Annotated in this window: 11 protein-coding genes; 1 reads left to right on the plus strand and 10 read right to left on the minus strand. The window is 33.8% G+C overall.

What is annotated here, in order from left to right; all coding sequences use genetic code 11:
* Nucleotides 1-103: 103 nt before the first annotated feature.
* From ATO12_RS24835 to ATO12_RS10920, 4 genes are all read right to left on the minus strand, one after another.
* Nucleotides 104-2,032 carry an NHL repeat-containing protein gene (locus ATO12_RS24835; protein ID WP_051575750.1) on the minus strand — a complete coding sequence of 643 codons (1,929 nt, stop codon included), beginning with the start codon at nucleotides 2,030-2,032 and terminating at the stop codon, nucleotides 104-106.
* 106 nt (nucleotides 2,033-2,138) lie between these two features.
* On the minus strand, nucleotides 2,139-4,046 hold the full coding sequence (locus ATO12_RS24840) for an NHL repeat-containing protein (protein ID WP_051575751.1): 1,908 nt from the start codon (nucleotides 4,044-4,046) through the stop codon (nucleotides 2,139-2,141).
* A gap of 15 nt (nucleotides 4,047-4,061) precedes the next feature.
* Nucleotides 4,062-5,654: a cadherin domain-containing protein gene (locus tag ATO12_RS24845; protein ID WP_051575752.1), complete on the minus strand. Its 1,593-nt coding sequence runs from the start codon at nucleotides 5,652-5,654 to the stop codon at nucleotides 4,062-4,064.
* A gap of 557 nt (nucleotides 5,655-6,211) precedes the next feature.
* On the minus strand, nucleotides 6,212-6,940 hold the full coding sequence (locus ATO12_RS10920) for a DUF6261 family protein (RefSeq protein WP_034241837.1): 729 nt from the start codon (nucleotides 6,938-6,940) through the stop codon (nucleotides 6,212-6,214).
* A 681-nt stretch (nucleotides 6,941-7,621) separates the two neighbouring features.
* Between ATO12_RS10920 and ATO12_RS10925 the strand changes: the two genes are divergently transcribed.
* A complete protein-coding gene (locus ATO12_RS10925; RefSeq protein WP_034241838.1) occupies nucleotides 7,622-8,350 on the plus strand; it encodes a hypothetical protein in 729 nt (242 codons plus the stop codon).
* 30 nt (nucleotides 8,351-8,380) lie between these two features.
* Here ATO12_RS10925 and ATO12_RS10930 read toward each other — a convergent pair whose 3' ends face one another.
* The 6 genes from ATO12_RS10930 to ATO12_RS10955 form a co-directional block, all read right to left on the minus strand.
* Nucleotides 8,381-10,234, minus strand: a complete 1,854-nt coding sequence (locus ATO12_RS10930; protein ID WP_034241841.1) for a tetratricopeptide repeat-containing sensor histidine kinase — start codon at nucleotides 10,232-10,234, stop codon at nucleotides 8,381-8,383.
* 92 nt (nucleotides 10,235-10,326) lie between these two features.
* Entirely contained in the window at nucleotides 10,327-11,583 is a 1,257-nt protein-coding gene (locus tag ATO12_RS10935) for a sensor histidine kinase (protein WP_034241843.1), read from the minus strand.
* Nucleotides 11,584-11,607: 24 nt separating this feature from the next.
* Entirely contained in the window at nucleotides 11,608-12,855 is a 1,248-nt protein-coding gene (locus ATO12_RS10940) for a sensor histidine kinase (RefSeq protein ID WP_034241844.1), read from the minus strand.
* A 36-nt stretch (nucleotides 12,856-12,891) separates the two neighbouring features.
* Complete coding sequence (locus ATO12_RS10945; RefSeq protein ID WP_034241847.1) at nucleotides 12,892-14,178, minus strand: sensor histidine kinase; 1,287 nt, start codon at nucleotides 14,176-14,178, stop codon at nucleotides 12,892-12,894.
* A gap of 5 nt (nucleotides 14,179-14,183) precedes the next feature.
* Entirely contained in the window at nucleotides 14,184-14,927 is a 744-nt protein-coding gene (locus tag ATO12_RS10950) for a LytR/AlgR family response regulator transcription factor (RefSeq protein ID WP_051575753.1), read from the minus strand.
* A 242-nt stretch (nucleotides 14,928-15,169) separates the two neighbouring features.
* Nucleotides 15,170-16,156 carry a cadherin repeat domain-containing protein gene (locus tag ATO12_RS10955; RefSeq protein WP_034241849.1) on the minus strand — a complete coding sequence of 329 codons (987 nt, stop codon included), beginning with the start codon at nucleotides 16,154-16,156 and terminating at the stop codon, nucleotides 15,170-15,172.
* Nucleotides 16,157-16,331 lie beyond the last annotated feature (175 nt).

The following is a 16,331-nucleotide window of genomic DNA, read 5'->3' on the forward strand; positions in this document are numbered from 1 at the left end:
ATGAGAAATAACAATAACTTTATTATTTTCATACTATGGCTTTATATAAGTTAAATAGGGTTTGATGTAAAAAATTCACTCCAAACCCTATTTGTACTATTGTTTATTGAACAAATATTTTCCGGATATAATCATTTTGATAATCGGTAACATAAATAGTTCCCGAACCATCTATACACAGATTGACAGGTTCATTAAATTGAGCAGCATCTGCATTACCATTGGCAAAGCCCATAGTACCAGAACCTGCATAGGTAGACACTACTCCTGTAGGAGTAATTTTACGAATACGATGATTATCTTTATCTCCAACATATATATTACCAGAGGCATCTCGGGTAATTCCATAAGGAAGGCTAAATTGAGCTATAGTACCTGCACCATCTGTATATCCTTGCGTAGACCCGGCAAGAGTAAGTACAGATCCCGTATCGGTAATCTGGCGAATCACATGATTCGAAGCATCTGCTATATATAGATTTGTAGATAGACCTATGACCACATCAGTAGGTTCATTAAACTGAGCGGTTGTAGTGTTACCATTCACCAAACCACTACTACCTGTACCTGCGTGGGTATATACTACACCAGCAGTAGTAATGTAACGGATACTATGATTACCCGTATCTGCTACATACAGATCACCATTTGGGTGTACATCAATCCCATACGGGGAATCAAACTGAGCAACAGTACCTGTACCATTTACAAAACCTCTAACACCAGACCCTGCAATAGTAGATACTACCCCAGCAGGAGTAATTTTTCTAATTCTATGATTATCGGTGTCTGCTACATAAAGATTTCCTGCAGTATCTATCGCCAAACCATTAGGGTTATCAAACTGAGCAGTTATACCAGGACCATCTGCAAACCCTGCAACGCCAGATCCTGCAAGAACTGTGGTTGCTCCCGAAGAAAAATATTTAAGAATACGGTCTTTACGAGTATCAGCTACATATATATTTCCCGAAGCATCTACTACTATTCCGGTATGCAACTTACTAAGAGCTAAAATGCTCTCTACATTTACATCAGAGACATTGGTTACGTTTATGGTTACTGTAACGGGAGTTGCGTTTAATGTTCCATCACTTGCATGGGCCTGGAATGAATAACTTGTCCTGGTTTCAAAATCTAAACTTCCTCCGGATTTTAGACTTATTTCACCAGAATTCGTATCAATTTCAAAATTATCACTGTTCACGTTATTGGCTAACCTATAACTAACCACATCACCATCTTCGTCTGTTGCACTCAAAGTACCTATAACAACAGTTTCTGCTATATTTTCGACAGCAGTAAATGTAGTAGAGTTAGCACCAAAGATAGGGGCTTCATTTACATTAGTAACATTAATAGTAACCTGTGCAGATGCCGTAAATGTACCATCATCTGCAGTAATTGTTACCGTATGACTGGTCAGAGTTTCGTAATCTAAAAATCCTGATTTTAGTTTGATTTCATTGTTTGTCATCTCAAATTCGGCTAAAGCACCGGCAAGATTAGTTATGGTATACGTAAGATTATCATTATTAGGGTCGGTAGCAACTATGGTTCCTAATACAGTCCCTGATGTTGAATTTTCTGCTGCACTAAACGTTTGATCTGCAATAACAGGTGGCATATTCTCATCTGCATCAATAACAGTAATGGTAATTTTTGCAGCTGCTTTGACTTTACCATCAGTTACTTCTACCGTAATTTCATACGTAGTTTTGGTTTCAAAATCTAATGATTTTCCTGTCGCCAGGCTTAGTGCTCCTGTTTTAGTAATTTCGAATAGATCATCACTGTTTGCAGTAATACTATAACTTAACTCATCTTTGTCTGCATCGGTAGCTTTTACCATACCAAATACATCTGTATCTGTTGCTGATTCTGATACGTTAAAGGACTGTGCCTTAATTTCTGGTGCTGTATTGGTTGGCGGAGTTACAATCGTTGCTGCCTCGTCATCTTTACTACAACTTACAAGGGTTAATACTATACCAATAGTAAATAGTATAAAGGCTTGGGATACATTTTTCATTCTTTTATGACTATATTTTGGGTATACTTATTTATTAAACAACAACCTCATCTCAAGTTCTGAAACCCGAGATATGAGGTTGAATACTTATGTTTTTTTTTAGGATTTATTCAATGACAATTTTACGGATACGGTTATTGAGCCTATCTGCTACATAGACTTTTCCCGATGTATCTACAGCCACTCCTGAAGGCTGGAAAAATCTTACTACCGAACCATTACCATCTCCAAAACCACTAGTCGATCCCGCTACAGTAGATACTACTCCTGCTTGTGTAATCTTACGTATACGATGGTTTAGCCTATCTGCTACATATACATTATTCGATGCATCTAGAGCTACTCCTGAAGGGTTAAGAAATCTGGCTAAATTAGCAGGTCCATCTGCAAAGCCCGAAACAGACCTGCCAGCAAACGTAGTAACTACTCCCGTAGGTGTAACTTTACGAATACGATTATTCAGTCTATCCGCCACATATAGGTTTCCATTAGTATCTATAGTTACTCCTGCGGGGCTATCAAACTGAGCTGCTATACCGGTACCATCTGCAAATCCTTGACTAGATCCTGCAACGGTAGTTACTACTCCTGCCGGAGTAATTTTACGTATACGGTGATTCTGACTATCAGACACATATATATTTCCCGAGGCATCTACGGTTATTCCTTCCGGATGATTAAATCGTGCTAAGGCGCCGGTTCCATCGAGATATCCCTGAGTACCTCCTGCTATGGTGGTCACTACACCTGCCGGGGTAATTTTACGAATACGATGATTGTTTCGATCTGCAACATATACGTTCCTCGAGGCATCTACTGCTATTCCAAAAGGAAAATTAAATTGAGCTGCTGATCCCACACCATCTGCACCACCTTGAGTACCTCCGACAAAAATACTAGTTGATGTTCCTCCGGGGTTAATCTTACGAATGCGGTGATTAGAGTAATCTGCTACATATATGTTTCCTAGTGCATCTATTGCCACCCCTGTTGGGTTATTATATATCGATGAACCTCCCGGACCTACAGTAGATACATTCACCCCCATAACATCAGTTACATTAATACGCACTCCATGTTGCAAGTCTGTAAGATTTCCATCTGTTGCTTGTACAGTTATGGTATGACTTGTTTGGTTTTCATAATCTAGAAATTTCCCTGTTGATAAACTAATTTCACCGGCACTGTTGATTTCAAAAAGGTTACCTGGGTTATTATTAAGCGTATAAATTAGAGTATCTCCATCAGGATCTGTAGCCGTTACTGTAGCAATAATAACCGTATCATCTATATCTTCTGGTTGACTAAAAGTATAATTACGATCCGGGAATCTTGGTGCTTCATTAACATCCGTAACATTAATCGTAATTTGTGCAGATGCTGTAAGTGTACCATCGTTTACGGTAACTGTTGCGGTATGACTTGTTAGGGTTTCATAATCAAAGAATCCAGATTTTAGTTTGATTTCATTACCAGCCATCTCAAACTCGGCTACAGCACCCGCAGGATTAGCTATGGTATAGGTAAGGTCATCGTTATCGGGATCGGTAGCAACTACCGTAGCCAAAACCGCATTTAATGCCTGATTTTCTGGTACATCAAAAGTTTGATCGGCAATAACAGGTGGCATATTTTCATCTACATCAATAACTGTAATCGTTATTTTTGCAGCTGCTTTAGCTTTACCATCGGTTACTTCTACCGTAATTTCATGAGTTGTTTTGGTTTCAAAATCCAATGTTTTTCCTGTTGCCAGGCTTAGTGCTCCCGCTTTGGTGATTTCGAACAGGTCATCACTATTGGCAGTAATATTATAACTTAACTCATCTTTGTCTGCATCGGTAGCTTTTACAGTACCAAATACATCGGTATCTGCTGCCGATTCTGATACGTTAAAAGACTGTGCTGCAATCTCTGGTGCTTTATTAGTTACAGGGGTCGTTGCATCATCATCTTTACTACAGGATAATGTCAGTATTGCTATACATAGCAAAAGTAATTTAATTGTTTTCATAGTTAATATATATTATTATTGTGTAATTTTTCGAACTCGATTACCTGTTTCGTCGGTAACATATAGATTTAAGGATGCATCTATTGCAATACCATATGGACGTTCAAACTTTGCTATACTGGCATCCCCATCTATATATCCACTTTCTATTCCTGCCAAAGTACTTACTACACCTGCAGAAGTAATTTTACGAATGCGATGATTCTGAAGATCTGTAACATACAAGTTTCCAGAAGGATCTATAGTGATACGAGTAGGAAAATTAAATTGTGCGGCACTACCTGTTCCTTCTGCATAACCGCTACTGCTTCCTGCAAAAGTAGTTACTACCCCAGAAGAGGTGATTTTTCGAATACGGTGATTTGATTGATCGGTTACATAAACATTTCCAGAATTATCTGCCACCACATCAGATGGGAAACTAAATTTTGCAGCCGTTCCGGTTCCTTCTGCATATCCTTTAATAGATCCTGCAAGAGTCGTCACCTCTTTTAATGGTGTAATTTTACGTATCAGATGGCTATTTATATCGGTAACATATATAATATTGTTTGCATCTACTGTTATTCCCGTTGGGCCATTAAATCTAGCCGCGCTACCAGTATCATCTATATTACCCGATAATCCAAATTCGCTACCAGCGAACATGCTAACTACTCCACCTGGAGTAATCTTGCGTATACAATGATTACCTTGATCTGCTACATATATATTATCAGAAGCATCTATTGCCAGGTCTATAGGAAAATGAAACTTTGCTGCACTGCCTGTACCATTTGCATATCCTTTAACACTTCCTGCAAAAACACTAACTGTACCATCAGGTGTAATCTTATTAATTGTATGATTATAAACATTTGCAACATATACATTACCAGAAGCATCTACTACCAGCCCTTGAGGAGCATTAAACACGGTAATAGGGCCACCTCCTGCCAATGTACTTACTGTGGTAATATCACTAACATTAATTGTTATTGTTTCTGAAGCGCTGTGGTTTCCATCTGTTGCTTCTATAATAATCTCATGAACACTTTTTGTTTCAAAATCTAATGTTTTACCTACAGCCAAACTTAACTCTCCTGTGGTTGTTATTTCGAATAAATCATTACTATTCGTTATAATACTATAGGTAATTTGATCTCCGTTTTCGTCTGTTGCAGTAACAGTACCAATTACCACAGTATCTTCTATGGTTTCTGCAGCGGTAAAAGATTGCGCACTTATTGCAGGGGTATCATTACCATCTGTCACTGTAATTGTAACTTTTGCAGAAGCTTTGGCTTTGCCATCAGTTACTTCAACAGTAATTTCATGAGTCGTTTTGGTCTCAAAATCTAATGTTTTTCCCGAAGCCAGGCTTAATGCTCCTGTTTTAGTGATTTCGAATAGATCATCACTGTTTGCAGTAATGCTATAGCTTAATGCATCTTCGTTAACATCTGTAGCTGTTACCGTACCGAATATCTCAGTATCGATCGCAGTTTCTGAAGCACTAAAAGATTGTGCCTTGATTACCGGAGCCAAATTAATGGTCTGATCATCATCTTTACTACATGATAGTGCCAAGATAGCTATCACTAGTAATAGAAATTTTGTTGTTTTCATAGTACAGTTTCTCATTATGGGTTACTTTATTTTGACTTTCGTGTTTGATTTGTAATGGGGAGTATTAGAAAAGCAAAAGGATCTCCCCCTTAATTATCATTTTCTCAAGAGTCTATTCTTCTCTGGTGTTTGTCTGGTATTAAAAACAGTGATTTAACTTCATTTTGGTATAGAAAAATGTATCATATACCATTGTAGATATTTCAATTAGCGTAATTTTTTGTATCATATTTTTGTTTTAGAATTAATAATTCTCAACAAGAATACAGACAACCGTGTAGAAGAGAGTAAAGGAGTTTGTGAAACGCTATTTGAGTTTGTGAATGGAAATAATCTATTATAAAATAAGGTAATCTATTGATAGTATGAAGTATACTCTTATATATAAGTGAAGTAGTAATTTACATTTTTTAGAAAGTCAATTCTTCTTTGTTAAACTGAGCCTGTCGAAGTTTAATACTATTATTATTTAATTAATCTTCGATAGGCTCAGACAGACATCTAGCCTTAAATTTATTTATAGACCTTCTATACGATCATAATGATTAATCTCTAGCTCATTGTTTGATCTGTTTCTTCTGTAGTATTTCTTTTCGGTGGGTAATAATTTGCTGGTATCGTTCTGCCAATGTAGTTAATTCTCTTTGCAACACATCATATATATTGTTTTCATCGAGTTCTATATAAGCTTTTATTCTATTTATCAATTGGGTATACACAGTAATGGCTTCGGGCTTGATTGTGGTAAACGAAGTTTTGTTATGTTTACTCTCTTCTTCAATTCGGTTACTGTATAATTCTCTAAATTTCTGATTGGTCACCTTAAGATGGTCTGCCCAATGTTGTAGTTCTACCTTCTGCAATGCTGTTTTTAAAGTATGCTCTGTTTCGAGATCACTAATAAGATTATGAATAGCTGCACTTTCTGATTCATAATTCATACGGGCAATACTCCCACCATAGCTATCGATGCGGTCTAACAATAAATGTGCTGCAGTCTTTACTGTTGGGTTTTTATGATAGGTATTCATCAAAAAACCATATCGAAGGCCAGTTACGGCTTCATCTCTGTTACGGTCTAGTTCTTCTAATTCTTTGGTAAACTCCTTTTCTCGCTCATAGATTAAAGCGTCATCTAATCGAGCTACTATTTTCCTTAAAGGGTCAACCTTTGTCTGGATATGAAGTGCTACCGGATCATTTTTTTCGCAAATATCTACTGTATTGCGTAAAAACTCAATGAATTCTTCTTTATGAAGAACAATAAGGTTACTGGATGTTAACATAATTTTGGTTTAGATTTTAAGATATTATAAGTAACAAAAATCTTTGCTAAATATTTCACAAAACAAACCACAAATAACTAATTAACAACACATTAACATTTACACACACTTCAGCAGATTCATGCATAGACCATAGCAATTTCCTGCACCCTGCAGCGAATCCATGTGTAAACCATAGCGATCTCCTGCGCCCTGCAGCGAATCAATGTGTAAACCATAGCGATCTCCTGCACCCTACGGCGAATCCATATGTAAACTATAGTGATCTCCTGCACCCTACAGCGAATCAATGTGTAAACCATAGTGATCTCCTACGCCCTGCAGCGAACCCATGTGTAAACCATAGTGATCTCCTGCACCCTACGGCGAATCAATGTGTAAACCATAGTGATCTCCTGCGCCTTGCAGCGAACCCATGTGTAAACCATAGCGATCTCCTGCACCCTACGGCGAATCCATGTGTAAACCATAGTGATCTCCTGCATGCTGTGTACTGATTTTAAGAAAATAACATAAAATCTCTTTTCAGCATTTTTATGGTCTATTCTGGTCTAACTTCTACATAAGGATTGTATTTTAGTATATAAAAAATCATTACCTATAGTTTCTACATTCAACACATATAAGTACTATGGTAATTATAGAATGCTATTAATAATAATTTTGAACATATAAAATAAGATGGATACTATAAGTAGTATTATTAAAAAGGCTCAGGACGATTTATTTCCCGAATTAGAGAAAAAAATTCGTTTGGAGTTACAAAAAAAAGATAAAAATTGGCTTATTGACCAGATTATTTACCTTACCTGTGAAAGACATAGTTTACATGAGCAGAAAAACAGGCTTGAAGATATGAAGAAGCGTCTGGATCGAATACATAAGGTAGGTTATGATGATCGAGCCTTAATGAACTTTGTGGATAAGTATCGAAAAATTAGTAGAGAATATCTAGAAGAGTCTCGTTTCCTTATGCAACCACCGCACATGGGTTTAGCAACTATTGAACCTCATCAAAGATCAAAAAAAGGTGAGATCTTACTCGAAGAAGCACGAGATATGCTCTATTTGACTTTATATGGTGATACAACTATTAATGTTAATTTGACACGAGGACAGGAAGAGGTTTTGACCATAATATTACCTCTTAGTAAATCGGACTCGCTATTTTTTCTAAAAGCAGTTACAGAAGTCAATGCAGACGGAACCTGGAGTGATCCAGAAGGGGTATCAAATGATGATCATACTAATAATGTCGGATTACAAGTAGAATTTAGTGATCATAAAAAGGGCAGTATTGGAATGGCCATATTTGTAGCATTAAACTTAATCAATCTTTTACATGTAAATGAACAAATTTTTTATGCCCGTATGGAAAAGGTAGAGCGAAGTTCATTGCAATCGCTGTAAAACAAGTATTTCTGATGCATCAAACTCAGTTTAATACTTTTTTTGAAAAGGCATTCTAATTTCTACTCGGGTACCGATAGCCAATTGATCATTATATAAATCAAAGATCTCATACCCTATATCTGTACCATACTGATCTTTTAGGATTTCTAATCGCTGTTGTATCGCTTTTAATGCAAAGGATTCATGGTGATTGCCTTGTCGCTCCTGTATCTTTTTTGCTTCCTTTCTACCGATACCATTATCGATGATCGTACATAACAAATGATCTGTAAATGTAAAATCTATGGTAAGTTGTTTTTTACCTGCTTTATGCAGCAAACCATGTAGCAATGCATTTTCTATAAAGGGTTGTACTATTAAAGAGAGTACAGATAACCCCTCTGTATTTATGCTTTGTATAGAGTATGTAAAATCATCTTCGAATCTTAATTTCTCTAGTTGAAGATAGACATCTAAAAACTCTAGTTCTTTTTCTATCGCTATAAAGTTTTTACTAGAATAGTTTAAGGTATTTCTAACCAATTGTGCAAACAAAACGATATAATCATAAGAAGAATCTGTATTTTGCTGAAGGATTAAATCCTGAATAGAATTGAGGGAGTTAAATATAAAATGGGGGTTCATTTGAGATTTTAAAGCTTTTAATTCACTTTCTTTATATTGCTTTTCTATCTCTAGTCGTTTTTGAGTTTCTTGAAACTCTAAGGTGATTAATTCCATTTTTTTTCTGGCACGTAATCTCCCTATTAGGAACAATGCACTCATTAATATTAAAATTGCGATAATAATGGCTCCAATGAAGTAATTTTTATTTTGTCTCGATGTAGCCTCCGCAAGTTTGGTTCTGGCTTCTGCAGCATCCTTTTGGGCTGCTATTTTATCTGTTTCGTAAGCTACCTTTAGTTTTTCGGTAAGTGCTTTACGTTCATTTGAATCTATAGAATCTTTTAACTTCTTGTATGCCGTATTAAATTCTGTAGCCTTTTCCTGATCCTGCAATATGCTATAAGCTATAAATAAATTTTGAAGGATATGCTTTTTAAAGTGTAAACTAGCTCCCGAATCTTCATAATTTTGTAATGCTTTTAAATATATAGGGACAGATTCTTCATGTTTTCCCTGAGAAGATTTGATTTGTGCCATTTGCATATATGCACTACCTATACGCACGGTTTGCTTTGTGGTTATATAATATGCTAATGGCTCACTAATAAACTCTAACGCTTTCTCATATCTTTTTTGTATTTTATATAAATTACTTAAAGACATTTTCATTACCATCTCTCCGGGTTTAAACCCTACTTCGTGGCACATTTGAATACCTTTGGTATAATACTGCTCGGTTAGATCTAACTTTCTGATTTTTAAATAGAGATTTCCAATATCAAAATATGTTCTTGCTCTCGAAGGAGAAGGAGGGTCATTCTCGGTTAATGCTAAATTTTCTAAAGCTAATGCTATACTTTTTTTATCATCTCCAGAATTGGCATATACAATTTGCAAACCACTGTTTGCTACTAGTTTTTGTTGTTTTGTACCAAAAGCATCAGCTTCTTTTTTAGCAATAATAGCTTGTTTCATCGCATCGTCCCATACTCCCTTAGCCCTATAATATCTGGCCATTTCATTTTGTATACTTACGCTATGATATTTGGCATCTATAGCTTTAGATATTGTAAGAGCTTCTTGAAGGTATGGTAGTACTTTCTCCATATCTCTATCTATATAGTAATAGGCTATTTTGATTAAAGAATTAACCCGTATTGTATCTTGGTTTACATTATTATTTAGAGCGGTGATAAGGCTGTCAATCGATTTTTCCTGAGAAAAAATATTGAACGAAATTAGGATTGCCAGAAGAAAGCTATTTTTTTTGAGCATTGTTAAATAAATAATCTTCAACAAGAATACTTACAACGCAAAAGAAGAATACAAATGAGTTTGTGAAACTCAATTTGGATTTGTGAACAGGATTAATATTTCTTTTTGTAGGGCATTCTGATTTCAACTTTGGTACCTATGGCAAATTTATTATCATATAAATCTTGTATATGATATCCCACCACTGTACCATATTGCTCTTTTAAGATTTCTAAGCGTTGTTGTATCGCTTCGAGGGCAAAAGATTCATGATGCCCTCCTTGTCGCTCCTGGATTTTCTTTGCTTCCTTTCTACCAATACCATTATCCGTAACCGTACATAATAAATGATCTGTAAATGTAAAATCTATAACGAGTTCTTTTTTACCCGTTTTGTGTAGTAAACCATGGATCAGGGCATTTTCTATAAAAGGTTGTACGATTAGAGAAGGAACAGATAAACCCTCTGTATTGGTATGTTGGATAGTATATGTAAAATCATCTTCGAACCTTAATTTCTCTAATTGAAGATATATTTCTAAAAACTCTAATTCTTTATCAATAGCAATAAAGTTTTTATTAGAGTAGTTTAAGGTATTTCTAACCAGTTGTGAGAACAATACCACATAATCATAAGAAGAATCTGTGTTTTGTTGCAGGATTAAATCCTGAATAGAATTAAGTGAATTAAATATGAAATGAGGATTCATTTGAGATTTTAAAGATTTCAATTGTAAAAACGCCAACTCATTCTTTTTACTTAGTTCTAATTCTTTATATGCCGCTTCGAGGTCTTGTTTGTTCTTTTTTAATTCAATTTCCTTTTTCCTATTTAATGATTGCGAATAATTTAATATAACATAACTCGCAACAAAAATGGATAATATTAAAATAGGGTTCATTGTTTTCTCGGGATACAGACCTGTAGTTATTACAAAAGGGATGTAATATAATCCCCAACAAAGTACCATTATTAATAATGTTATCCATTTATTATCAATTAATACTAGTGCTATCAAAGGGCATAAGAAGTAAAAATTCTCCATCAAAATAGAAGACTCAACAAAGTTTGCAAAAACAAATATGACAAAAATAAGCACCAAGATAAATAAGATACGTGCTAATAAAAGCTTTTTATGCTTTTGCAAAAAAACTATACTTACTATTGTAATAAAAGAAAAGAAACGCACCTTTAGCCCTTCTATTAAAGTTTCTGCAAAAAAATAATCAAACGCTGTAAAAAAAATAAGAAACACAAACCATGTTAAACAAAAAGCATTTAACAATCGTATTCTTTTGTGCTCTATCTTATTATCTTGATAGATACCTGTATTTATAAGTTGTTTATATAGTTTTTTTATTTTAGTCAATTCATACCTGATTATAAAGCCTTATCAATATTTCTTTTGAAAAGGCATTCTGATTTCTACTTTGGTACCTGTAGCATACCCATTATCATATAAATCAAACACTTGGTATCCTACCGCTGTACCATATTGCTCTTTTAAGATTTCTAATCGTTGTTGTATGGCTTCAAGAGCAAAAGATTCATGACGACCTCCTTGTCGATCCTGGATTTTCTTTGCTTCTTTTCTACCAATACCATTATCGGTTACTTTACATAACAGATCATCTGTAAATGTAAAATCTATAGTAAGTCGCTTTTTACCCGTTTTATGTAGTAAACCATGGATTAGGGCATTTTCTATAAAAGGTTGTACGATTAGAGAAGGAACCAATAAACCCTCTGTATTGGTGTGTTGGATTCTATAAGTAAAGTCATCTTCGAACCTTAATTTCTCTAGTTGAAGATATATTTCTAAAAATTCTAGTTCTTTATCAATAGCAATAAAGTTCTTATTAGAGTAGTTTAAGGTATTTCTAACCAGTTGTGAGAACAATACTACATAATCGTATGATGAATCTGTATTTTGTTGAAGGATTAAATCCTGAATAGAATTAAGTGAATTAAATATGAAATGAGGATTCATCTGTGACCTTAGCGATTTTAATTGTAGTAGGGCCAATTCTGTTTTTTTAGATTCTTTTAATTCTTTATAAGCTAACTCCAACTTTTTCTCATTACGAATATTAAGTTTTTTAAAATAATTAACTATTGCGTAAATACAATAAAACAAAATTATTATCACTACACCATTCATCCTGTTCGGGTGATCTTTAGGGTATATATCAAGATAATAGTAAGGAATAAAAAAGCAAACTATACTTACCAATGTAAATATTATCGGTAAAGTTTTTTTTTGATAAATCGATAAGCTAATTCCCGGAATTAGAAGGAAGTAATACTCTGTGTAAATCCCAGGGTTAACCATTACGGTAGATAAATTTATAAAAATGAATAAATATAAAATCCACAACATTTTGGCAAACCCAAAAAAACCTTTCTTATTACATATCAATACAGAAATTAAATAAAACTGGGATATATAACTTATGATATGAGAACTTAGAGGCTTTTGAATAAAAATTAAATCTCCTATATAAAAAAATATACTGGTATGTAAAGCAATCAGCATATAAATATTTACCAGTCTTGTATGTTTATTTTGTATCGCACTAAATTCATCGTGGATACCAATAGCTATTATTTTTTTGTACCAGGCTGTTATTTTTTTTATCATCCTTTATCCCATTATAAAATCAAATATTCCTACTAATCAGTATTTTTTCTGAAAAGGCATTCTGATCTCAACTTTCGTACCTATGGCAAGCTCATTATCATATAAATCAAACACCTCGTAACCTACAGCTGTACCATATTGATCTTTTAGGATTTCTAATCGTTGTTGTATGGCTTCTAGGGCAAAAGATTCATGACGACCTCCTTGTCGCTCCTGGATTTTCTTTGCTTCTTTTCTACCAATACCATTATCGGTAACTGTACATATCAGATTATCTGTAAATGTAAAATCTATAGTAAGTCGCTTTTTACCCGTTTTGTGTAGTAAACCATGGATTAAGGCATTTTCTATAAAAGGTTGTATGATTAAGGAGGGAACAGACAAACCTTCTGTATTGGTATGTTGGATAGTGTATATAAAATCATCTTCGAACCTTAATTTTTCTAGCTGAAGATATATTTCTAAAAATTCTAATTCTTTATCAATAGCAATGAAGTCTTTATTAGAATAGTTTAAGGTATTTCTTACCAATTGTGCAAACAAAACAATATAATCATAAGAAGCATCCGTATTTTGCTGAAGGATTAAATCCTGAATAGAATTAAGTGAATTAAAAATAAAATGAGGATTCATTTGAGATTTAAGGGACTTCAGTTGTAAAAATGCCAATTCATTCTTTTTGCTTATTTCTAATTCTGAATACGCTTTTTCTAATAGTAACTTTTGAGTTTCTATAATACTATTCTGTTGCTGTAGTTTATCATTATTTTCTTTTAAAGAGAGTTCATTTTTTATGTTTAGATTCCTAAAAAGATTCACAATAAAGAATACTCCTATAAACATAAATACAACATTAATATACCCAAAGTATTTTTCGGGATAAACAGGATGTAAATAATTGGGTAGATAAAATAAAATAATAGAAAGTGCAAGTGCGATATAATGAATATACTTTTTATCAAAAAACAGTAATGAAAACAAAGGAATAACCATATACTGATACTCTGCATAAAACCCTCTAAATGTAAAGTTTGCATGCAAAAATAGAATTAGCATTACTACAGATATAAATGCTAATCTAGATATAAAAAGATGTTCTAATTTTTGCAGGTATAGTATTCCAGAAAATATAACAATTTCTACAACCAAAATCATTACTCTGGATGTTGTTAGTTGTTGTATTGCAAAATCAAAACATAAAAAGAACAGCGAAGCAAATAAAGAGATTAAAGAACATAAATTAAGTACTTTAGATCGTTTTATCTCTAATGGAGTACTATTTTCTGTTATTCCCAGATGAATTAATTGTAGTAGTCTATTCATAAAGTCTATCGTATGGTATTTTCAAAAGAACTAAAACGGGTTCTGGAGATTTTGGCAGTTATATTTTGTGCCAATGTTATTGTCAAACTAGATTTATTAATGACTTCAATATACTTTAAATTTATCATCCAGGTTCTGTGAGAGCGAAAAAAAGAAATATCCTCGGGTAGTAGATTTTCAAAATATTTTAAGTTTTTACTCGTCGTTAGCGGTTTATTTTCTGTTGTATAAATTTTGCTATACGACCCATCCGCTTCTATCGCTATAATGGTGTTAATCGCAATAATACGTCTATTACCTAATTCGGGAAGTATAATTTGTTTAAACTCTTTTTCTTTTATAGTGTTTAGTAAAACCTGGTAGTCTTCTATCTTCTTTTGCTTTTCTATTTTGTTTTGCAGTTTTTCTACAGCCTCTATTAATCGTCTTCTATCTATAGGTTTTACCAAATAATCTATAGCCGATAACTCAAAAGCTTTTATAGCATACTCATCAAAAGCGGTCACAAAAATGATATCAAAATTCATTTCGTCAAAGAAATTTGCAATCTCATACCCCGCATAGTTAGGCATTTGTACATCTAAAAAAACGACATCGGGTTGTAATTCTTTGATCTCTTTTACAGCATCTTCGAGGCAGGAACACTTGGCAAGAATATCTATATGTAGATCACAACGTTTTATTAAATTTGATAAAACATTTCTCGCCCTTTGCTCATCATCTACGATTATTGCTTTAATTACATTCATGTAACAAAAGTAACTAGTTTAAAATTAGTGATCATGAAACAGTTTGCGAACGATAGTTTGAGTTTATGAATAGCAAGTATAACTATCATATAACCACTCTTTTTCTATTTCATTAAAAAACAGACCATAATATTAAGCCCTCACAAAGTTTATCCTAAATTTGATTCAGAATTGCTTGTGAGGGCATGTAAAACTTTACAGCGGTCTAAATACCAATGGTAAATAGGATACTAAAAATATATTTAAAACACTGCTATAACTTCTGGTACATCGGTAACCATAAGTGATATATTTTTGAATACTGTAGAGTTTCCATCGGTTACACGAACCTGAATGGTATGACTGGTATCTGTCTCATAATCTAAATTTTTTCCTGGTGCCAAACTTAAATCACCATCATTACTAATCTCAAAAAGACCACTTGGATTACCCGACAAACCAAAACTAAGATTATTACCTTCTGGATCAGTTGCACTTACTGTTCCTATCAATACTGTATCTGCAATATCTTCTGCTGCTATAAATCCAGGTTGATTAACAAATACCGGGGCTTCATTTACATCGGTTATTTCTATTTGTAGTACAGCCGTAGTGGTTAAGCTCCCGTCTGATACTTCTATGTTTAAAGTATAAGAGGTTTGAGTTTCATAATCAAGATTCTCGCTAGCCTTTAAGCTTATCTCACCAGAGTTCGATATCTCAAAAATACTCGTATTCTGTGGAGTGGTACTTGTAATCGAAAATGTAAGGTCATCATTATTTTGATCGGTCGCAACAATAGTTCCTAACACTCCAGAAGCATCTTCTGCAAATGAAAAATCCTGATTGGCTACTTCTGGAGCAACATTTTCATCAACATCAGTTACATTAATGGTTATTTTTGCATTGGTTTTAGTGTTGCCATCAGTTACCTCTACTGTAATTTCGTGAGATTTTTTGGTTTCAAAATCCAGGTTTTTCCCTGTGATAAGACTTAATGCTCCTGCCTTGGTGATTTCGAACAATTCATCATTGTTTACAGTAATACTATAGCTTAATTCATTTTTCTCTGTATCTGTTGCTGTTACTGTACCAATTACTTCTGTGTCGGCAATTGATTCTAATACACTAAAAGATTGTGCTTTAATTACAGGGGGTAAATTAATCAATTGATCATCATCTGTATTACAACTAGAAATTAATAGTCCAATTACTAATAAACTCTTTAAAAAAAATAATTTTGTTTTCATGAAATGGGTTTTTAAAATTCATCACAAAACTGAATATTTTGGTAGTCTGAACTAAGAATTTACTTCCGAATGGATCATTTTAATTTCCTAATGAAAAATAGTTGCTACTTTTTCTTCTAAAAAAGAGAGATCCTTTCTTAGATGCATTATAATATTTTTTCTGCCTGATTTTGAG

Source organism: Aquimarina atlantica (assembly GCF_000626715.1).
Classification (GTDB): Bacteria; Bacteroidota; Bacteroidia; order Flavobacteriales; family Flavobacteriaceae; genus Aquimarina; species Aquimarina atlantica.